Annotated in this window: 15 protein-coding genes; 3 read left to right on the forward strand and 12 right to left on the reverse strand. The window is 66.1% G+C overall.

Annotated elements, in window-relative coordinates:
- Positions 1-6: 6 nt before the first annotated feature.
- The 4 genes from HWX87_RS07280 to HWX87_RS07295 all read right to left on the reverse strand — a co-directional run bounded on the left by HWX87_RS07280 (position 7) and on the right by HWX87_RS07295 (position 2,829).
- A complete protein-coding gene (locus tag HWX87_RS07280; protein ID WP_176046494.1) occupies positions 7-1,155 on the reverse strand; it encodes a c-type cytochrome in 1,149 nt (382 codons plus the stop codon).
- A gap of 104 nt (positions 1,156-1,259) precedes the next feature.
- The gene (locus HWX87_RS07285) at positions 1,260-1,775 is read right to left on the reverse strand and encodes a hypothetical protein (protein ID WP_176046495.1); all 516 of its coding nucleotides are present in this window, start codon (positions 1,773-1,775) and stop codon (positions 1,260-1,262) included.
- A 209-nt stretch (positions 1,776-1,984) separates the two neighbouring features.
- Positions 1,985-2,494 carry a hypothetical protein gene (locus HWX87_RS07290; protein ID WP_043184322.1) on the reverse strand — a complete coding sequence of 170 codons (510 nt, stop codon included), beginning with the start codon at positions 2,492-2,494 and terminating at the stop codon, positions 1,985-1,987.
- 119 nt (positions 2,495-2,613) lie between these two features.
- Positions 2,614-2,829 (reverse strand): DUF3820 family protein, encoded by a 216-nt coding sequence (locus HWX87_RS07295; protein ID WP_176046496.1) that lies wholly within the window; start codon positions 2,827-2,829, stop codon positions 2,614-2,616.
- Positions 2,830-2,994: 165 nt separating this feature from the next.
- Between HWX87_RS07295 and HWX87_RS07300 the strand changes: the two genes are divergently transcribed.
- A complete protein-coding gene (locus HWX87_RS07300) occupies positions 2,995-3,183 on the forward strand; it encodes a hypothetical protein (RefSeq protein WP_176046497.1) in 189 nt (62 codons plus the stop codon).
- 183 nt (positions 3,184-3,366) lie between these two features.
- Here the strand turns inward: HWX87_RS07300 and HWX87_RS07305 are convergent, their stop codons facing one another.
- The 5 genes from HWX87_RS07305 to HWX87_RS38225 form a co-directional block, all read right to left on the reverse strand.
- Complete coding sequence (locus HWX87_RS07305) at positions 3,367-4,827, reverse strand: amino acid racemase (protein WP_176046498.1); 1,461 nt, start codon at positions 4,825-4,827, stop codon at positions 3,367-3,369.
- Entirely contained in the window at positions 4,824-6,098 is a 1,275-nt protein-coding gene (locus HWX87_RS07310; protein WP_176046499.1) for a dicarboxylate/amino acid:cation symporter, read from the reverse strand. Before HWX87_RS07310 ends, HWX87_RS07305 begins: the two co-directional genes overlap by 4 nt.
- A gap of 173 nt (positions 6,099-6,271) precedes the next feature.
- On the reverse strand, positions 6,272-7,186 hold the full coding sequence (locus HWX87_RS07315) for a LysR substrate-binding domain-containing protein (RefSeq protein WP_176046500.1): 915 nt from the start codon (positions 7,184-7,186) through the stop codon (positions 6,272-6,274).
- Positions 7,187-7,540: 354 nt separating this feature from the next.
- Entirely contained in the window at positions 7,541-8,203 is a 663-nt protein-coding gene (locus HWX87_RS07320) for an OmpA family protein (protein WP_176046777.1), read from the reverse strand.
- A 127-nt stretch (positions 8,204-8,330) separates the two neighbouring features.
- Positions 8,331-13,037 (reverse strand): YadA-like family protein, encoded by a 4,707-nt coding sequence (locus HWX87_RS38225; RefSeq protein WP_176046501.1) that lies wholly within the window; start codon positions 13,035-13,037, stop codon positions 8,331-8,333.
- 1,438 nt (positions 13,038-14,475) lie between these two features.
- Between HWX87_RS38225 and HWX87_RS07330 the strand changes: the two genes are divergently transcribed.
- Positions 14,476-15,309, forward strand: a complete 834-nt coding sequence (locus HWX87_RS07330) for a response regulator (RefSeq protein WP_176046502.1) — start codon at positions 14,476-14,478, stop codon at positions 15,307-15,309.
- Positions 15,302-17,650 (forward strand): sensor histidine kinase, encoded by a 2,349-nt coding sequence (locus HWX87_RS07335; protein ID WP_176046503.1) that lies wholly within the window; start codon positions 15,302-15,304, stop codon positions 17,648-17,650. The genes HWX87_RS07330 and HWX87_RS07335 overlap by 8 nt, the downstream gene beginning before the upstream one ends.
- A 60-nt stretch (positions 17,651-17,710) precedes the next feature.
- On the opposite strand, the gene HWX87_RS07340 is transcribed toward HWX87_RS07335, so the two are convergent.
- The 3 genes from HWX87_RS07340 to HWX87_RS07350 form a co-directional block, all read right to left on the reverse strand.
- Complete coding sequence (locus HWX87_RS07340; protein ID WP_176046363.1) at positions 17,711-17,887, reverse strand: hypothetical protein; 177 nt, start codon at positions 17,885-17,887, stop codon at positions 17,711-17,713.
- A 197-nt stretch (positions 17,888-18,084) separates the two neighbouring features.
- Entirely contained in the window at positions 18,085-19,245 is a 1,161-nt protein-coding gene (locus tag HWX87_RS07345; RefSeq protein ID WP_176046504.1) for a mandelate racemase/muconate lactonizing enzyme family protein, read from the reverse strand.
- 38 nt (positions 19,246-19,283) lie between these two features.
- A complete protein-coding gene (locus tag HWX87_RS07350; protein WP_176046505.1) occupies positions 19,284-20,657 on the reverse strand; it encodes an MFS transporter in 1,374 nt (457 codons plus the stop codon).
- Positions 20,658-20,846: the final 189 nt, after the last annotated feature.

Genomic DNA, 20,846 nt, shown 5'->3' on the forward strand with positions numbered 1-20,846 from the left:
GCTCCGTCAGGGCTGGGCCGCAGTGTTGGCCGGCGGGCCGCCTTGCGCCTTGATATAGGCCACCAGCGCAGTCAGCTCCTGATCGCTCAGGTCGAAGTGCGGCATGATCGGCGAGAAGCCCTTCACGACACGGGCCGTCGGGTCGCGGATGAACGCACGCAGATAGGCTTCGTCCACCTTCGCGGTGCTGCCGTCGGCCATCGTTTCGGTCTTGCCGTACAGGCCCTTCCAGGTCGGGCCCACGCGCGGGGTGCCGTCGACGGTATGGCACGCGACGCAGCCCTTGGCCGCCGCGAGCGTCTTGCCCAGATCGGCAAGCGCCTGGGCGCTGCCGCCGGCGGCGGCGGGCGCAGCCTGCACCCTCGCCTGCTGCCGCTGCGCGAACGTGGCCTGCTGCGCCAGCCAGCGCGAGAACGATGCCTCGTCTTCCACCACCACCACACCGCGCATGTTCGAGTGCCCGATGCCGCAGAGCTGCGCGCACAGGATGTCGTAGCGCCCCGCCTTGGTCGGCGTGAACCAGAAGGTGGTCACCATGCCGGGCACCATGTTCATGCGCGCCCGGAACGGCGGGACATAGAAGTCGTGCAGCACGTCGCGCGACCGTGCCAGGACCTGGATCGGCCGGTTGAGCGGCAGGTGGACCTCGGGCGTCTCGATCAGGTAGTTGTCGCGGCCGTTGGGGTCGGCGGGGTTCAGCCCGAAGGGATTGTCGTCGCTGATGTAGCGCACGTCCGTCGTACCGAGCTTGCCGCCGGGGCCGGCGAAGCGGAAGCGCCATTGCCATTGCTGGCCGAGCACCTCCATCTGCAGCACGTTGCGCGGCGGCCGGATGTAGTCCGCATAGACGAAGAGCCCAGGCGCCAGCAACGCCGCGACGCCGGCGGCGGTCAGGCCGATCAGCCACCACTCGAGCCGCCGGTTGTGCGGCTCGTAGGCCGCGTGATGCCCGCTGCGATGGCGATAGCGCACCAGGGCGATCGCGATGAACAGGTTGATTGCGATGAAGAGCACGCCGGTAATGACGAGCGTGATCGTCAGCATGTCGTCCATGCGCACCCAGTTCGACGCAATCGGCGTGATCCACCAGGGACTGGCAAAGTGAAACCCCACCGCCAGGATGACGATCAGGATCAGGGCAATCGCAAGCGCCATAAGCCGCCTCGTTGCATGTCACTCGCCGGAGCCGCCGACACCGGGTTCCGTGTCTCCCGCGAACGCTGCGTGGTCAAGCTCGGCGCGGCGGGAAACGCGATGTGTCAGTCGTCCGCGTTCTGCTTGCGCAATCGCTCCAGCCTGCCGTAGGTGATGGCCGCCACCACGCCGAACAACAGGTTGGCCAGCAAGGGCCCGGAACCCCGCTCGGAGACAAACCACGGGAACACGGCCGTCATGACGTAGAAGTTCCACCCATATGCGACGATCCCGAACGCCAGCCCGATGGCGGCTTCCATGCCCACGCTCGAATCGAGGCGGAACGGCGCCATGATCGCGGCAAGCATCATCCCCATGACCGCGCCGAGCACGTAGTGCAGCAGCAGCGCCATCGCCACGATTTCAAGGTTGAATTGCGTCATCTGGCCGAGCGCGCTGCGGCCCATCACCATCGCCGCGATCTTGTGTGTCGGTTGCCACGGGCTCGAGCCGAGCACGAGTGTCGACCAGACGAATTCCAGCGCGATCACCAGCGCACCGCCTGCGAGACCGGCCACGGCGGCGGCGCCCCAGTCCGGCGTACGACGCTCCCAATGATGCGATTGAATGTGCAGTTCCATACGACCTCCTTGCCGACGGTTCGACGTCGGCGCTTCGGCGCCGAGGGCGTCACGCGCGTCGGGCCTGCGTCACTTGCGCGATCCGGAAGCGCGGACCGGGTTGCCTGCGCAACGTGCGTACGCCCCCTCCGCGCGCCGCCCGCGGCCGTGCGATCGACGAGATGCGTCGATGAACCCGGGTATCGGGCAGGCCGGCTTGCTGTCGCGCGTCAGGGGAAGATCGGTGTCGTAGGCTCGGCGCCTTCCAGGTCCGCCTTCGGAAAATGCTGGGCGACCATCTCTTCGATTTCCTGCTCTCGCAATGCCGGCACGTCGGCCATGATCAGGATCTGGCCTTCCTGTATGGCCTCGCGAAATCGCTGGAGTCGCGCGTTCGGCTCGGCGATGCCGATCATCGCGGCGGTCCACGCCCCGAAACCCGCTCCGGCCAACGTCAACCCGACGACGGCGCCGCCCGCGATCACGAGCTCCGCCGGGGGAAATACCAGCGCGACGAGGCCGATCAGCGCACCGGCCGCGCCGCCGAGCGCGACGCCGCGCTCCAGCGCGTGCACGACATCGCTGCTTTGCAGCAACGATGCTTCGGGCAACTGATCGAGTGTGACGCTGTGGTCGGCGAGGACGTGGATATGTCGCCAGATGATCCGCGCGCGCAGCAGGTCATCGACGATCGCCTTGGCCATCTGCGTATCGGGTACGAGGAAATAAAGGCGTCTCATGTTGGCACCCCTTTTTGCCGTCAACTACTCTTTCCATTCTATGTCAGCAACGGCGACGTGGTAGGTGTATGCGGGCCAGTACCGATGCCGCATGCGAAGCGTTTCGCCCCCGATTGACGCTATCCGCGTTTGCGCAACGGCTCCAGCAAGTCCCGCAGGCCGTTGTGATCGATTTCGTGCATCAGCGCAAGCTGCCGGCCGATTTCGCCGCGCGGGAACCCTTCGCGGGCCAGCCAGTTGAGGTACGGCCCGGGCAGGTCGGTTATGAGTCGGCCCTTGTATTTTCCAAAGGGCATGATGACGGTGACGAGGTGTTCAAGGTCTGGGGTCTGCATGCGCGTATTGTGCATGGCTTTCCGCTTCTGTCGCATGCCGCGTCGATATGCGACGCGGCAAACCCTGCGGCACCGACCTCGCGGAAAAGGACGCTGCAAACCGCCTGCGCCCCTTTTCTGGCCTGCTAGACTGGAATTCCCCCCTGCAAACCGATGGAGGGAATCATGTTGTCCGTCTACGTCGTGAAGACCGGCGAGCAGTTCCTCTGCACCGCCGAGGATGGCGATATCGGCATGGCGCCGGCGGTTGAAGATGCCACGTCGTATCGTTCGTATGAGGAAGCGGAAAAGGCGGCGCACGTGCATGCCGACCCCGGGTACGAAATCGTGGCCGTTTGCGTGCTCAGACACTGACCTGGCGTGCGCAGCCGTGCGCCCGGCTTGTCCGCCTCCGGAAACGGCTTCATCACGCGCGCGGTCGCCGCGCAATCGAACAAGGCCGGCACCGGCCGATCCACGCGTGCGCCGCTTGAACGGCGCGACACATCCGGCATCCACCGGCCGCTGCGTTGAACGCGGCATGGCCGGCGGGGCCGCTCAAGCGCCCGCAGCCGTCGCGTACGCAACGCATTGGCGAGCGAGCACGTCGGTCGGATCGACCAGCGTCGCACGCGCACCGCTCGGCGCGACATATTCGCGGCCCGGCAGCAGGATCGGAAGCTCGGTACAGCCGAGCACGATCACCTCGACGCCGTCCGCAATCAGCGCGTCGACGGCCGCGCCGATATCCGCTTCGCACTGGCCGGTCGTAAAACCGGCCTTGACGCCACGCTCGCCGTAGATCGCCTCCATGACGCGCGCCTGCAGCGCCAGCGCCGGCGCAACCTGTCGGAATCCGTACGATTCGAGCGCCTTTTCATACACGCCGCTTTCGATCGTGCCCGACGTTGCCAGCACGCCGACCTCGCGCAGCCCCGGATACGCATCGCGCAGATGCGCGGCCGTGACGGTCAGCATGTTCACGATCGGGATGCCGAGGTGCGGCTGAACCCGTTCGACAAACGCATGCGCGGTATTGCACGGAATCGCAATGAGATCCGCCTCCCCGTCCTCGAGCCGCCTGCACGTCGCATACAGCGAGATCGTGGGGTCCGTACCGTCACCGACGAGGTTCGCCGTCCGGTCCGGGATCTGCGGATTCTGTTCGACCAGCAGCTTGATGTGCTCCTGATCGCGCGAAGCCGGCGTGTTTCGAACGATCTTGTCCAGGAAGTCGACCGTCGCGGCCGGCCCGACGCCACCGACGACGCCGATCTTGAACACCGGTGCGCGGGCCCCGCATCGTGCCGAGACCGCGTACTGCGCATACGCGAGATTCGAATCGATCAACGGTATCCGCAGTGGCCCGATTTCATCCGCGACGAGCGCGATCTCGGTCAGCCCCGGAACGATGACCTGCGCGCCCTGGTCCGCCAGATCCTCGCATGCGTCGCGCAGCAGTTCCACCGGCCGGCCGCGAAGATGGCCACGCTTGATGCCGTCCGGCCCGTAGATCGCCTCGGTAACGCGATCGACACCGCCGCGCGGCCGCGGATGGACGATCTCGAACTGCGGCGACGGGAAATACCGCTCGAACAGCCCGTCGGCCCGCACATAGTCGGAAGCCAGCACGCCGATGCGCGTGGCGCCGGGGTACGTGCGCCGCACGTGGTGGCGAACGGCTTCGACGATATCCACGATCGGCAGGCGCGTATTGGCCTTCAGTTCGTCGATAAAGGTGTGGCTCAGGAAGCACGGCAACACCACGGTCGTCACGCCGCGTTTCTCGAACGCGCGGATCATGTCGAACACGTACAGCTTGCGTGCCGTCGTCGCCGTACTGCCCGAACCCGCCCCCCTGAACGGGTGCTGCTCGAAGATCAGATCGACGTGATCCTCGTCGGACGACGCAGGCGTCGCCCGCACCAGCTTGAAGAACACGTCGGCGCTTCCCAGCGGCCCGAGGCCGCCGACCACGCCGAACTTCCGTCCCGTGCCTGCGAGTTCCCGGTGCGTCATGCGTTCAGCTCCTGCGGATCGAGCGCGGCGCTGTCCGGCTGCGCGGCCCGCGCGCCCTCCCACTTCGCGATCACGGCCGTCGCCACGCTGTTGCCGATCACGTTCGTCATCGTGCGGCCCATGTCGAGCACCTGATCGATCGCCAGGATCATGGCCACGCCGGCGGCCGGCAAATGGAACATCGGCGCGACGGCCGCGACGACGACCACCGACCCGCGCGGTACGCTTGCCATGCCCTTGCTGCTCAGCATCAGGATCAGCAGCATGAACACCTGTTGCGAAAGCGGCATCTGCACGCCGAATGCCTGCGCGATGAAGATGGCCGCAAACGCCTGGTACATCATCGACCCGTCCAGGTTGAATGCGTAACCCAGCGGCAGCGTGAAGCCGACGACCTTCTTGTCGACACCGAACTTCTCGAGCTGCTCGGTCAGGCGCGGATACGCCGCTTCGCTGCTGGCGGTCGAAAACGCGATCAACGCGGGTTCGCGCACGGCCTTCAGCAACGTTCCGACGCGCCGCCCGAGAAACAGGTATCCGGCGCCGATCAGGATCGCCCAGAGGACGAGCAGCCCGAGATAGAACGCGCCGATCAGCTTGCCGTACGTGTAGATCACGTCGAGCCCGCGCAGCGCGACGGACGACGCAATCGCACCGAAGACGCCGAGCGGCGCGGCGCGCATCACGTAGTTCGTCAGGCGCAGCATCACCGGCACCATGCCGTCGATCGACCGGATGACGAGGCCGACGCGCGGATCGTGCTTCAGCGCACTCAGCGCGATGCCGAGAAAGACGGAGAAAACGAGAATCTGCAGGATGTCGTTGCGCGCCATCGCATCGAGCAGGCTGGTCGGAAACGCGTGCGTGATCACGTCCCTGGCGTTCAGCGCGGCGGTATTCAGGCCGAGGCTCGCCTCGCTCGCGGGTTCCGTCAGGTTCAGTCCGGCGCCGGGTTGCAAGGCGTTGGCCATGACGAGGCCGAGGCCCAGCGACACCAGCGATGCGCAGACGAACCACGCAACCGAGCGCAGGCCGATGCGTCCGACGTCTTCGCCGCTGTCCATTCCGGCCAGGCCGGAAACGAGCGTCACGAACACCAGCGGCGCAATGATCATCTTGATCAGCCGAAGAAAGATGTCCGTCACGATCGAGAAATAACCTGCGACCATCTTGAGCGTGCCCGGGTCCGCGATGCTCGCATGACACGCATAGCCGGCGGCGACGCCGAGGATCATGCCGATTGCGATGCTTAAGGTAAGGCGATTTTTCATGTCCATCCGTCCTTGGGTGACGCTCGACCGCCGGAAGGCGATGAGCAGGCGCGGCGAAACGGGCCGCGCCACGCGTCACATTTGCCGTTGGAACGAATGGTAGGGACGGTCGGACCCGCCATGATGCCGGTGCATCATGGCGGTATGCGAGACTCGCATAAGGCGGGAAAACCCTAGCCGCGCCGCGACGGTTCGGCGCGCAGATGCTGCCAGAGCGTCTCCAGGAACTCGCTGCGATTGGACGCGTCGCGATAGACGCGCAGCTCGATTTCCAGGTTCCATGCCGCGGGCCCGGCCGGCACGAGTTCGCCGGCCGCCAGCTCGGCGGCGATCGCACTGCGCGGCAGCCACGCCACGCCTTCGCCTTCCATCACGAGCTTTTTCAGCACCTCGGCCATGTCGGATTCATAGTGCAGCTGCAACGCCGGCGCATCCGCGGCGCGGTCGAGCAGCAACGCGAGGCAGCGCCCGAAGTAGCTGGTTTCCGTATAGGAAATGAGCGGCAGCGGTTGCTGCTTCGTTCCGGGAAGACGAAACGCGGGCGCCGACCGGCGGTTGGGCCGGCAGGCCGGCATCAACGTATCGAGTCCGACCGTCACGTGCTCGTACCTGGCCGGATCCAGATGGAGCGGCAGCTCCGGATGGTGATAGGCGAACATCAGCTCGCAGTTGCCGTTGACGAGCATCAGGATCGAATCGTGGACGTTCGTCGGAACGACGCGGGCCCGCACCTCGCCGAAATGCGGCGCAAGCGCCTTGAGCCAGGACGGCAGGAAATTCAGCGCGATCGTGTGGCCGGCCGCGATCTGCAGGCTCTTGCCCGCGATACGCTGTTCGGTGCGGATGATCGCCCGTGTGTCGAACAGGCGGCTGAGAACGTCTTCCGCCGTCTCGCGAAACAGCCGCCCTGCCGGCGTCAGCACCGGCGGAAAACTGCTGCGGTCGATCAGTTCGGCGCCGATCCATTGTTCGAGCGACTGGATGCGACGGCTGAAGCCCGACTGCGTGACATTGCGGAACTCCGCCGCCCGGGAAAAGCTTTGATATTGAGCGAGGGCGATGAAATCCTCGATCCACTTGATTTCCATGTTTGCCTTGGAGGTCTGCGACCGGATCGACTTGCAGTCGACCGCGATCACGGCGCCGATTGAACGGGCGCATCGTGACGGAAGGCACGGCGGTCGTCATGCCGACGACCGCCGCGGAACGCGCGTAAGACATGGACAGGTTACAGGATCGGGAAACCTGACGGTCGTACGCTCCGCGTTCAGTCCGGTGTCGGCTGTCCCGGTTCGCCATTGTCGCGGCGGCGCGCGACGACCTCGGAGCACGGCATCGACTGCCGTGCTCGACCCGCATTGGCCATCGCGGCGACGCAACGGTCGCGATGGATGTGGCCGCGAGCCGGCCGCCTTCGCCGGTACCGCCCGCGGCCCCGCCCGCTAGTTCTGCAGCAGGATCTCCACGCGACGATTGCTCGCACGCCCTTCGGCGGTCTCGTTGGAGCCCACCGGATCGGCCTCCCCCTTTCCGGTGGCCGTCACGGAATCCGCGTTCACGCCATGCTCGCGCAAATACGTTGCAACTGCCTCCGCGCGGCGCCGCGACAGCGCAAGATTGTGCGCATCCGAGCCGACCGAGTCGGTATAGCCGGTCACTTTCACCACCGAGAAATGCCGGTCCGCCTGGCGGCCCAGCAACGTGTCGAGCGAAGCACGGGCGGCAGGCGTCAGCGTTGCGGAGTCGGTCGCGAAGTACGTGTCGCCGGTCAGGCTGACCTTTTCCGCGGCGGCCGGCGGCGCCGCCACCGGTACCGGAAGCGGCGCGGGTGCCGCGCCGCACTGGAACTCGATCGACCGCGGATCCGCGCCGTCGCGGAACGGCGCCTCCGAATCGACCCGGCGAACCGGCTCCTTGTCGCACATGCGCGTCGCGACCTTCATGCAGGTCTTTTCGCTCGACAGGATGCCGTGACAATCGACACGAAACGTCCGGACGCCGTTTCTCGGCTGCAGTTCGTACGCATTGAACGTCGGCCCGGACGCGCTCGTGCAAGCGGCAAGGGAGGCCACGGACACGAGCAGGGCAAGAGAGATTTTGTTCACTGATTCACTCCGGAAAATCGATTCGATATCGCGCATGCGGCGCGGCAGTGCGACCGCATGCGGATGCGTTCTCGTTCAGCGCGAACCGTTCCGGCGCTGTACGCCGGAGCGGTTCGGTGCGCACGGATCACTTCCACTGATACAACATGCCCGCGCCGACCACGCGCTGACTGCCGGCGAAACCGCCATTCAGCGTCGCCTTCAGGTTCTCCGTGAGGCGCGCCTGCATGCCGACGGCCATCGCCTTCTGGCCGAGGAAGGTCGCCGTACCGACCCCCATCGCGAAGTTCGAGTCACGGTCCATGTGCGGGATCGACGCCATGGCGGCCGTCGCGGCAATCCCGTCGCGCGCCATCGAATCGGTCTGCTGGATCTGCTGCTGCATCTGCGTGAGCTGGTTGTTGACCGTGTTCAGCGATTGCGTGAACTGGCTCGATACCGCGTTCAGCTGGTTCACGTTGACCGCGTCGGTGCCCTGCGTACCGGCCGCGACGTTGACGACCTGGCGCGCCGACTCCGCCGAGCCGACCGCGACGACGTTCGAGCGCCCGCCGTCGTTGCTGCCCGTGCCGATCGCGGTCGAGCCGTTGCCCGTTGCCGTCGAGCCGACGCCGATCGCGGTCGAGCCGTTGCCGGACGCCAGCGAGCTGTTGCCGACCGCCGTGCTGTTCGAGCCCGATGCAACCGAGCCCGAACCGCCCGCCGACGAATTCGATCCCGTCGAACCCGGCGGCACGTTCGTGCCGGTCGGATTCGTCGTGTACGACCCGCCGAGGTTCGACGTGCGCTGCGTGATCAGCGTCGTCAACTGGTTGGCGACCGAGTCGAGCTGCGACACGTTCACCGCGTCGGTGCCGTTCTTGCCGGCCGCGAGGCCGGTGATCTGCCGGTTGCCGATGTTGACTTCGCCGGCCGACGACTGCGGGCTGCTCAAGCCGTACGCGATGTAGTTCGTCTGCGCGCCGACGGTGGTCAGCGAACCCGCGCCGAGCGCGATGCTGTTCGCGAACGTCGACGACGCACCGGCCCCGAGCGCAAGCGCATCGGTCCCCGTGGCGTGCGCGCCCGAACCGAGCGCGACACTGCCGACGCTTGCCGCGACCGCGTTGGCGCCCTGCGCCACCGATTGCGCGCCGGTGGCCGTCGCGCCGCTGCCCAGCGCCATCGCATCGGCCTGCGCGGCGCTCGCCGCCTGGCCGATCGCGACGCCGCCCGGCGCGGTGGCATCGACGATCGCGCCGTTGCCGATACCCACGCCGTTGTCGCCGTTGACTACCGTCGTCGGGCCGACCGCGACCGACTCTGCGCCGACCGCGAGCGAATCCACGGCCGTCGAGTTCGCGTGGAAGTACTTCGTGGTCGTGACCGCGAACGACTGCAGTGCGCCGGCCAGCTGCCGCACGGTCACCGCGTCCTGCTGGCCGGTGCCGTCCGCGACGTTGGTGATCTGGCGATACGTCTTGCTCGTCGCGTCGCCGACCGATACCGCACCCAGCAGCGTCTGGTCGGTCGTGTTGAACGGAATCGACGCGCTGCCGTTGCGGATGGTCCCCGAGGCCGGCGCCGTCGCGCGATCGGACACCGAACCGGCGCCGAGTGCGATGCTGCCGTCCACCTTCGCGACCGCGTTCGGGCCGATCGCGACGCTGTCGAGCCCGAGCGCCTGGCTGTCCGGCGCGGTGGAGTTCGCGTGGAAATACTTGATGCCGTGCGCGTTGATGTTGTCGATCGCCGAGCCGACGTTGTTGTTGATCGTCGTCGAGCCGTCGCTGTTGTACGTCACATACGAAGGCGCGGAGATCGTGCCGGTCGTCGGGTCGTAGGTGGCCCCGCCGCCGATCGCGCCGGCCGTGCTGTTGCCGAGGTTGGTGTTGTTCGACGCGATCGAGCTGAGGCTGGTCGACAACGAACCGATGCCCGTCGACGTCGCGGTGGACAGCGACGTCAGGTTGCTGTTCGTGCTCGACAGGCCGGTGGACAACGAGCCGACGATCGTCGAGGTCGACGTCGACAGCGACGAGATCGAGCTCGTGGTCGAGCTGAGGCCGGTGGACAACGAACCGATGCTGGACGACGTGGCGGTGGACAGTGACGTCACGCTGCTGTTCGTCGTGCTGAGGCCGGTGGACAGCGAACCGATGCCGGTCGACGTGGAGGTCGACAATGACGTGATGGAGCTGTTCGTGTTCGACAGGCCGGTGGACAGCGAGCTGATACCGGTCGATGTCGACGTGGACAACGACGTGATCGAGCTATTCGCCGACGACAACCCGGTCGACGTAGAAGTCGACAACGAAGTCACCGCACTGTTGGTCGAACTCAGGCCCGTTGACAACGAGGTGATGCCAGTCGACGTCGACGTGGACAGCGACGTGATCGCACTATTGGCCGACGACAACCCGGTCGACGTAGAAGTCGACAACGAAGTCACCGTGCTGTTAGTCGAACTCAACCCCGTCGACAACGAGCTGATGCCGGTCGATGTCGATGTGGACAGCGACGTGATCGCGCTATTAGCCGACGACAGCCCGGTCGACGTGGACGTCGACAACGAAGTCACCGAGCTATTGGTCGAACTCAACCCCGTCGACAAAGAGGTGATGCCAGTCGATGTCGACGTGGACAACGACGTGATCGCGCTATTCGCCGACGACAGCCCGGTCGACGTGGACGTCGACAATGACGTTACGGCGCTGTTGGTCGAACTCAGGCCCGTCGACAACGAGGTGATGCCGGTCGATGTCGACGTGGACAACGACGTGATCGAGCTATTCGCCGACGACAGCCCGGTCGACGTGGACGTCGACAACGAAGTCACCGAGCTGTTAGTCGAACTCAACCCGGTCGACAAAGAGGTGATGCCAGTCGACGTCGACGTGGACAGCGACGTGATCGCACTATTGGCCGACGACAACCCGGTCGACGTGGACGTCGACAACGAAGTCACCGAGCTATTGGTCGAACTCAACCCCGTCGACAACGAGCTGATGCCGGTCGATGTCGACGTGGACAGCGACGTGATCGCACTGTTAGCCGACGACAACCCGGTCGACAACGACGACACCCCCGTCGACAACGAACTGACGCTCGACGCGGTCGACGTCGACAGCGAATTCACCGCCTGGTTCGTCGCAGCGAGCTGCGACCCGTTGATCGCATCCGTGCTGGCCGAACTGATGCGCCCGGCCGCGACGTTGGTGATCTGGCGCTCGGTGCCCGCCGCACCGACGCTGACGACGCTGGTCGGGTTGATGCCGTTGAAGTTGTACGTGACGCCGCCGATCGTCGTGCTGGCCGTCGGATTCGGCGCGGCCGTCGTCGAACCCGAGCCGAGCGCAACGTCGTTTGCATTGTTCGCCACGGCCGACGCGCCGAACGCCACCGCACCGGCCGCCGCGGCCGTCGACGTATTGCCGAGCGCGAGCGAGCCCGTGCCCTGCGCGATGTTCGAATTGCCGATCGCGACCGCACCGTTGCCGTTCGCGGTGTTGTTCGACCCCATCGTGACCGCGCCGGTGCCGATCGCGGTGCTCGGATCGCCGATCGCCACCGCGCCGTTGCCGCTGACCGTCTGACCCAGGCCGAGCGCGACGGCGCCGAGACCGCTCAGCACCTTCGAGCTGTTGCCGCCGGCGATCGAGCCCGCACCCGCGGCCGCTGCGACCGAGTTGCTGTCGCCGATCGCGATGGTGGAACCCGCCGCCGCGACGCTGTTGATGCCGATCGCCGTCGCATTCGTGGCCGACGCCGTCGCACCGGGGCCCAAGGCCGTCGCCGATACGCCGCTCCCGAGCGCGAGATTGCCGAGCGCGACCGCGAACTGCTGCGTCGCGGTCGCCTGCACGCCTGCTGCGATCGAACTGACGCCCGATGCATTCGCGCTCAGGCCGAGCGCCATCGCCTGATTGGCACCGGCCGTCGTGGACGAGCCCAGCGCGATCGAACTGGTGCCGAGCGACTGCGTGCCCGAGCCCGGTACACCGGCCGTGCCGCCCCAGCCGATCGCGATCGACGTGCCGCCCTTTGCACCGCTGTTGACGCCCATCGCGACGGCCGAATTGCCGGACGCCAGCGCGCCGCTGCCCACCGCCACGCCGGCTGCGCCCGAACTCGTCGACTGGTTGCCGATCGATACCGTTCCCGTATCGGTGGCATGCGACGCGTAGCCGAGCGCGATACTCTGGACCCCGACCGCGCTCGCCCCGAGACCGAGCGCGGCCGCATACTGGCCGGACGCCAGCGCATTGTTGCCGAGCCCGACGGCCGACACGCCGGTCGCTGCCGCGCCACTGCCCATCGCTACCGCGCCGCTTTGGGTCGCGCTCGACAGATTGCCGATCGCCACCGAATAATCGCCGCTGCCGATCGCCTGCACGCCGAGCGCCGAGCTGTTGACGCCGGTTGCCTGCGCGTTGATGCCGACGGCCGTCGATGCATCACCCATCGCATGAGCGCCCGGGCCGAGCGCCGTGGCCGACAAACCCTGCGCCGTCGCCAGGTTGCCCAACGCGGTGGAATTCTGTTGCGCGGCACTCGAACCGACACCGATCGCGATCGAACTGATGCCGCCGGTTGCCGACCCGCCATCCTGAGCATATTGCGCATACGCGGCAGCATGGAACAAGCCGAGATACGCCGATGCCATCAGCACGGCCAGCCGCCGTAGCGACGGGGTGGAAGGCATTCCCGCGTGTGTCGGTGCGCCCCCGAGCGCGGCGCGTTCCGCCGTGCCGCTTGCCGACGCAACACGCTTGCCGCGCGCACGGTCAAGCTCGGAAGCCGCGACCCAGGCTCCCAGTGCTTCATTCCAGATCGACTTGAACGACTTGTTCATCTTGTGTTCCCTCGGTTCTCATGTGCTGGATAACGCGGCAGCGAACACGACGGCAGGCGATGACGCATCCGTCTGCTTCTTCGCCCGTACCGCGACGCTTCGCGCTTCACTTTGGATGACTAACTAAACGATCGAACAACGCTGCTCGGCACTCGCGATCGCCAGGACGATCGCGCGAATGCACGCCGCACGTGTGCATCGGCACGCCGTGCGACGACACTCGCCGGTTATCGGATTACGGAAGCCGATGGCGCAGGAAAGACGGCGGCATGCTGCCCCGCGCATCGCGAATCCGCGTGCGCGCGCCGTCGCGCCGAGCCGGCGGCGACCTTGAATGGCATGGGAAGGCGTCGTTCAGACGCCGGATGGACGGCTGCCGGCCCGTGCCCCGGGCCAGCCCGTCACGATTCATTCAGGAGGAGGATGACGCCGAGTAGTCCCCGGGTATGAAGCATGCGCATCCGGTTCGCTCGAACCGGTGCGTTGACCTGCCATGCCTGTTGTATTCATGTTTTTCGTGCCCGCCTGATTCGAGAACGCGCCGCGCGATCGCGCCCGGACGGATCAGACCGCCGGGCTGCACGCGCAGCCGCTCACCCTCTCCGCCGACAGTCAAACGCCTTTCCGGATTTCCGGAAATAGCGCTTGACTTGCCGAACGACCCCCGCATCGAATTGATCGGTCGAATTTTCTTGACGATTTTTCCAGTCGATGCGTCACACCCTGACCAACCTCACAATTTTTCCGCTTATCTTGTATACGAACACATTCGGAAAATTATGAAATTTGTATTACCCTCGTGCCAATTTTCTTGTCCGCCATCGCATTCCCATATCCTGAGAATTGCCATCATTCGATGTCACATTGAATATCGCGTCATCCGAATATGGCAGCGGCAGGGAATCCACGCAAAACCGTTCCCCTCGAAGAACCGATTCCAGCCGCTCCGGGTCTAGTGTGCAGGTATCCGTTCAAACAAACCTTTTCCAGAACGGAAAAAAGCTTTTCCCGAGCGGACGATATTTACATTCATACGCTCCGGTTAGAAATCCGGTTTTTACGGGAATAACGCTTGACCAACAAAACAAAAGGCATTCACCGAATCAGGGCTGACTCGACCCATCCATTTCACATTGAAAGGCATCGTCTCTCGACACAATCAACCCGAACTTATCCTTCGGGCCAATTCAATTTTTCAATCGATAAAATCCGGAAATAAAGACCGATATTAAAATTCAATTCGGCATGTTTTTCCACTCTCATTTCGTTCGGCCGAACATCGGTGCCGAAACCGCGCAGCGACCTGCCGGATATGCCCACACAGGCCGCACGGAATCCTCACAATCGGTACTGTTGTCGACATATAATTTTTCGCAACAATTGAGCAGAAAGCGATGCTTTCAATCCGACCGACCACCCTTCCACCGCGTCCGCCACCATGTCATCCCGCTCGTCCAGTTCGGCGCCGCCACGCACCACGCCGGATCTCGGAGACGCACATATTCTCGTCGTCGACGATCGCCCGAACGACCTGCGGCTCCTGACCGAAATCCTGCGTGCCGCGCGATGCCGGATCAGCGTCGCGTTCGACGGGCTGCAGGCGTATCACCGCGCCCAGGCGATCGCGCCCGACCTGATCCTGATGGATGTCCGCATGCCGCGCATGGACGGCTTCGCTGCCTGCCGGCTGCTGGCGTCGACGCCGTCCACGCAATCCATCCCGGTCATCATCCTGACGGCCGCGGGCGATCTCGAGGATCGCATCGCGGGGCTCGAAACCGGCGCGATCGACTACATCGTCAAGCCGTTCGAGCCGACCGAAGTGCTGGCCCGGATCCGCAACCACCTGAAGCGCGCGCGGCGCAACCAGCCGTTCGCGCACCTGCCCGAGATGCCCGACAACGCGGATGCGGCCCTCGTGCGCGCGGCGGCCGAGGTCCTGCTGCGCGACCTGCGCCATCCGCCGGCGCTCGAGGATCTGGCCCGGCAGGTCGGCACGCACGAAAAGCGGCTGTCGCGCGTGTTCCGCGACCAGCTCGGCCAGACCGTGTTCGAGTACCTGCGCGACACGCGCCTGCGCGCCGCGATGCATTTCCTAGCGGAGACGTCGATGGGGATCGGCGACATCGCCGAGGAAATCGGCTTCTCCACGCCCGGCAATTTCGCGACGGCGTTCCGCGAGCGCTTCAGCATCACGCCGTCCGACTGGCGGCGCCAGCGCCATGCGGTCGACGCGCCGCCCACACCCGGCGGGCATCATCCCGATGCGTAGGCGCGACGCGGCGCGGGCAGCCGGGTGGCGCGCGGTGCTGCTGCTTCTGATGGCACTGGCCGTCACCTGCGCGACGGCCCGCGCGGCATCGACGCCGAACCCCGCGCAACTGGAAGCCGTGTCGGTGTTCGAGGACGCGAGCGCGACGATGACCGCCGAACAGGTCGCCGCGCGCATCGCCGAGCCGGTTCAACGCGCGGCCGCGGCAGGCGCATCGACGTTCAACATCGAGTTCTCGCGGTCGGCATGGTGGGTCCGCGCGACGCTGGTCAACCGTGACAGCGCCGACCGCCCGCTGGTGCTGGTAATTCGTGACGCGCGCGTCGACCATGCCGACTTCTATGTCGACCAGAACGGCCGGTGGGCGCTCGCCAGCCGTTTCCCGGCCGCCGACTCCGGCGGCGATGCAGCCGGGCAGCCCTCGCGCTACCCCGCACTCGACGTCACGCTGCCCGCCGGCGAAAGCCTCCCCGTGCTGATCCGCGTCACGTCACGCAAGGAAATGCGGCTCGCGCCGGCGGCATTCACACGTGCGGCATGGGATGCGCTGGAACGGCGCGCGACGATGTGGGACTTCGGTTTCTTCGGCGGGCTGCTCGCGCTCGTGTGGTGCGCGCTGCTGATCGGATTCTTTTCGCGCAGCGGCGTGTTCTACGTGCTGGCCGCGCTTGCGCTGGGCACGACGCTGTTCGAAGCGGCGTACCGCGGCTATACGGCAATGGCGTTGCCGCCCGCGCTGCGTGAATGGTCCGCGCGCGGTGAGGTGATCTTCGCGTACGTGGCGGTCGCGTGCTTCATCGCCTTCATCCTGATGGTCGCCCGGCGCGAGCAGGCCAGGCTGCCGATGCGCGCGGTCTACATGGCATTCCTCGCGCTCGAATGCATCGGCATGGCCGGCGCCGCATGCGGCGACCTGCTGACCTTCACGTGGTTCTGCCTGCGGCTGAACGCGGTGCTGGGGATCGTCAACATCAGCCTCGCGCTGTTGCTCGCGATCCGCCGGACGCCGACCGGCCGCGTGATGCTGATCGCGATTGCGATTGCCACCTTCAACATGCTGATCCGCGTACTCGACGGCATGAACGCGCTGCCGCCCGTGCTGTCCTGGCTGAAGTCCGACATCTATCCGAACCCCGTCATCGCGATCGTCGGGCTTGCCACGCACCTGCTGGTGCTGGCCGCGTGGATCCACCACGTGGGCCGTCAGCGCACCGAGGCGCGCAAGCGGCTCGAACACTGGCAGCTCACCGAACAGGATCGCCTGCGCGACGAAGTCGCCAGACGCACGGTCGCGCTCAACGACGCGCTGCAGCAGGTCACCACCCACATGCAGCAGAAGATCGAGACGCTCGGCTATGTCAGCCACGACCTGCGTGCGCCGCTGTCCACGATCAACGGTTACGCGAAACTGCTGCTGCAAGGCGCGACGCTCGGCCAGGCGCGGCTGATTCGCTCGATCGACCGGAGCATCCGCTACCAGCTCACGCTGATCGACGAACTGCTCGCGTTCACGAAGGCCGAACTGCAGCCGCTCGGCGTGTCGCCCGACGCGACCGACCTGCCCGGCCTGCTCGACGACATCGCCCACTATGCACTCGCGCTGTGCGCGCAGCAGGACAACCGGTTCGTGTACCGTCCGGCCACGCCGCTGCCGCGCACGATGTCGATCGACGGGATGCGGCTGCAGCAGGTGCTGCTGAACCTGCTGTCGAACGCATCGAAGTTCACGCGCGACGGCACGGTCACGCTGTCGGTGCATGCGTCGCGCGAAGGCGACGCATGGCGTCTGCTGTTCGAGGTCGCCGATACGGGCATCGGCATCGACATCAGCGGCACCCGCGGCATCTTTCGCGCGTACCAGCAGGTGCAGGCCGTCAACGGCGGAACCGGGCTCGGCCTGTTCATCGCGCAGCGCATCGTCGGCGCGATGGGCGGCGAACTGGCCGTCGCGAGCCAGCCGGGCGTCGGCACGGCGTTCTCGTTCGCGATCGTCGCACCGGCCGTCGGGCATGCGCTCGTGCCGGCGTCGGAACTCGTGCGGCGGTTTCATCCGGGCGACGAAGCCGGGCCGGAACGTGTCGCGCCCGCGATGGATGGCCCGCCCGACGATGCGCTCGACGAACTGATCCTGCTCGCCCGCGACGGGCGGCTCACCGATATCGAGGAATGGCTCGGTCAGGTTGCGGATGCGCCGGATTACGAGGCCTTCGTGCAGCACGTGCGCGAGCATCTCGATACGCTGGACTTGCACGCGATCGAGAAGCTGGCCGGCTCGCTCAAACGTGCGCGTGTCGCGGATGCTTCGTTCGACAACGAGGCGGACGCGGCCGGGCCTGCTTGATCGCGTGTGGCGCGAGCACCGGTCGCGCGGCGCCGGGCCGTGCGGCATGATGCCGTCTGCTCAAACGCACTGCGGCAGCGCCCTCGCAAAGCACTCCGTCACGCGGCGCACCCGCGCCGGAACGAATCGGCGCTTCGGCCAGACGACGCACTCGTGAACAACGCCGGCAATGGCCATATCGGCGTAATCGAAGAAGGCCAGGATGCCGAGCATCGCGCGCAAACCGCTGGCGACCATGACCCGGGATCTGGATACGCGGAGGCGCAGACGCGGAGCACCGCCTTCGCCGAGTCGCCGTAGACTCAGACCGCCGCTATTGCGGCGCCACCGTATATCCACCGGTCTCGGCCGCGGGCCGCCTCATGCGGGCCGCCCCATGCGGGACGGCAAGGGACAAGCCCCCGCCGCCACACGGCGACATCGCCGACACCGCATCAGGCCCGCGTTCCCGATTCCGCCGCATCAACCGTCCAGCCCGCGACGCGATCGCTGAGCGTCAGGCCCAGCCCCGGGCGCGTCGGGACGATCATCCGGCCGTCGCGGGTTTCGAGTCGTTCATTGAACAGCGGTTCGAGCCATTCGAAATGCTCGACCCACGGTTCGCGCGCATAACACGCGGCCAGATGCACGTGCAGTTCCATCGCGAAGTGCGGGGCCAGCATCAGACCTGCGTGATCCGCCAGCGCCGCCACTTTCAGAAACGGCGTGATGCCGCCGACGCGCGGCGCGTCCGGCATCAGGTAGTCGGCCGCGCGTAGCCGGATGAATTCCCAGTGCTCGGACACGCTGGTCAGCATCTCGCCGGTCGCGATCGGCGTGTCGAATTGCGCGGCCAGTGCCGCATGGCCTTCCGCGTCGTAGCAGTCGAGCGGCTCCTCGATCCAGACCAGCCCGAACTGCTCGAACGTGCGGCACATGCGTTGTGCGGTGGGCCGGTCCCACTGCTGATTCGCATCGACCATCAACGGAAACGCATCGCCCAGATGCCGGCGCACGGTTTGCACGCGATGGATATCGAGCGCGCAATCCGGCTGCCCGACCTTGAGCTTGATGCCGCCGATACCTTTCTCGCGCGACGCATCCGTGTTGACCAGCAACTGATCGAGCGGCGTATGCAGAAACCCGCCGGACGTGTTGTAGCAGCGCACCGAATCGCGATGCGCGCCGAGCAACTTGGCCAGCGACAGGTTCGCGCGCTTCGCCTTCAGGTCCCACAGCGCGACGTCGAACGCACCGATCGCCTGTGCCGCGATGCCGCTGCGGCCGACCGATGCGCCGGCCCACGCGAGCTTGTCCCACAGGCGCGCGATGTCGCTCGGATCCTCGCCGAGCAGCGTCGGCGCAATCTCCTTCGCATGGGCAAACTGGCCGGGGCCGCCCGCCCGCTTCGAGTAGCTGAAGCCGAGGCCGCGGTGACCGTCGGCGGTTTCGATCTCGACGAACAGGATCGCGATTTCCGTCATCGGCTTCTGCCGGCCGGTCAGCACTTTCGCGTCGCTGATCGGATTGGCCAGCGGCAGCAACGTCGACGCGACACGAATCCATTTGATCCGGTCGTTCGACGTGCCGGAAACGAGGGAAGACGAGGTATTCATGAACAAGACCCTTGCAGAAGAAAAATCGGTACGTGCGTTCAGTTGCCGCGCGTCGGCTTCAGCGCGGCCGGCGCGACCGGCGCAGCGGCGTCCGCGGTCGCCGGATCGGATGCATCGCCTTCGATCCGTTCGAGCTTGCCGACGATGAAGAGATACGAGAACGCACCGAGCAGGGAAAGCGCCGCGACATACGTGAGCGCGACCTCGAACGTGCCGGTGCGCTCGATCATCCAGCCGATCGCGAGCGGCGTGACGATGCTCGCGAGGTTGCCGCAGAAATTGAAGATGCCGCCGCTGATGCCCATCGCGTGCTTCGGCGACACGTCGCCGACGATGCACCAGCCCAGATTGCCGACGCCCTTCGCGAAGAACGCGATGGACATCACCAGAATGACGATCGCGGTCGAATGGACGTAGTTCGCGGCCACGATCGTGCTGGACAGCACGAGGCCGCTGATGATCGGCGTCTTGCGCGCGACCGTGAGGCTGAAGCCGCGCTTGAGCATCCAGTCGGACCACAGGCCGCCGATCAGGCCGCCGACGCACCCCGCGATGGCCGGCAGCGACGCGACGAGACCGACCTTGAGGATCGACATGCCCTTCGCTTCGATCAGGTACGTGGGAAACCACGTGAGGAAGAACCACGTGATCGACGTCAGGCAGAACTGCCCGATGTAGATGCCGATCATCATCCGGTTGGCCGCGATCGCGCCGGCCTCGCGCCACTTGAACGGCCGCGGGCTGTCGCCCATCGCCGGCAGCCCGCCGCCGGACGCGATGTAGTCGAGCTCGGCCGCGTTCACGCGATGGTCGCGCCGCGGCTCCCGAACCGCCTTCAGCCACCAGAGCCCGATCAGCACGCCGACCGCGCCCGTCGTGAAGAACACGTAGTGCCAGCCCCAGCGGCTGACCGTATAGGTCATCACCGGCGTGAACACCGCGAGCGCGAAGTACTGCGCCAGCTGGAAGATCGACGTGGCGAGCCCCCGCTCCGCGTTCGGAAACCACATCACCGTGAGCCGGCTGTTGCACGGGAACGCCGGCGCCTCCGCCACCCCCATCAGGAACCGCAACGCGAACAGCGCGGCGAACGCGGACGCGAACAGATGCACGTAGCCCTGCACGAACGTGAGCGCCGACCAGACGATCAGGCTCACGCCGAGCACGAGCCGCGCGCCGAACCGGTCGAGGACCAGCCCGCCCGGGATCTGCAGCGCCGTATAGGCCCACCCGAACGCCGAGAACGCGATCCCCATCGTCAGTGCGTCGAAACCGAGGTCGTGGCGCATGCTGGGCGCCGCGATCGACAACGTCGCGCGGTCGACGTAGTTGAACACCGTAACGATGAAGATCATCGCGAGGATGAACCATCGGACGTTCGTTCGCCTGCCGGCGCGCGGGTCGGTTGTCACTGTCGTCTCCTTGATGTTCGATGCATCTCGTGTCGGTGAACAGGATCATACAATGATTGCGCAATCATTCAACGCAGAAATGATTGCGCAATCATCATCGTTTACACCGATGCCCGGGCGCCGGGCGCTGCCGCCCTGTTTCCCCGGCGACGCCCGGCTTCGTGCTCTAATGCCGGTCTGGTGCGGACC

The sequence above is a fragment of the Burkholderia sp. BCC1644 genome, from assembly GCF_902833225.1.
In the GTDB taxonomy this organism is placed as follows: domain Bacteria; phylum Pseudomonadota; class Gammaproteobacteria; order Burkholderiales; family Burkholderiaceae; genus Burkholderia.

Coding starts and splice junctions, on each gene's coding strand:
- HWX87_RS07280 (WP_176046494.1), bottom strand. CDS start 1,155: ATGGCGCTTGCGATTGCCCTGATCCTGATCGTCATCCTGGCGGTGGGG.
- HWX87_RS07285 (WP_176046495.1), bottom strand. CDS start 1,775: ATGGAACTGCACATTCAATCGCATCATTGGGAGCGTCGTACGCCGGAC.
- HWX87_RS07290 (WP_043184322.1), bottom strand. CDS start 2,494: ATGAGACGCCTTTATTTCCTCGTACCCGATACGCAGATGGCCAAGGCG.
- HWX87_RS07295 (WP_176046496.1), bottom strand. CDS start 2,829: ATGCAGACCCCAGACCTTGAACACCTCGTCACCGTCATCATGCCCTTT.
- HWX87_RS07300 (WP_176046497.1), top strand. CDS start 2,995: ATGTTGTCCGTCTACGTCGTGAAGACCGGCGAGCAGTTCCTCTGCACC.
- HWX87_RS07305 (WP_176046498.1), bottom strand. CDS start 4,827: ATGACGCACCGGGAACTCGCAGGCACGGGACGGAAGTTCGGCGTGGTC.
- HWX87_RS07310 (WP_176046499.1), bottom strand. CDS start 6,098: ATGAAAAATCGCCTTACCTTAAGCATCGCAATCGGCATGATCCTCGGC.
- HWX87_RS07315 (WP_176046500.1), bottom strand. CDS start 7,186: ATGGAAATCAAGTGGATCGAGGATTTCATCGCCCTCGCTCAATATCAA.
- HWX87_RS38225 (WP_176046501.1), bottom strand. CDS start 13,037: ATGAACAAGTCGTTCAAGTCGATCTGGAATGAAGCACTGGGAGCCTGG.
- HWX87_RS07330 (WP_176046502.1), top strand. CDS start 14,476: ATGTCATCCCGCTCGTCCAGTTCGGCGCCGCCACGCACCACGCCGGAT.
- HWX87_RS07335 (WP_176046503.1), top strand. CDS start 15,302: ATGCGTAGGCGCGACGCGGCGCGGGCAGCCGGGTGGCGCGCGGTGCTG.
- HWX87_RS07340 (WP_176046363.1), bottom strand. CDS start 17,887: ATGGTCGCCAGCGGTTTGCGCGCGATGCTCGGCATCCTGGCCTTCTTC.
- HWX87_RS07345 (WP_176046504.1), bottom strand. CDS start 19,245: ATGAATACCTCGTCTTCCCTCGTTTCCGGCACGTCGAACGACCGGATC.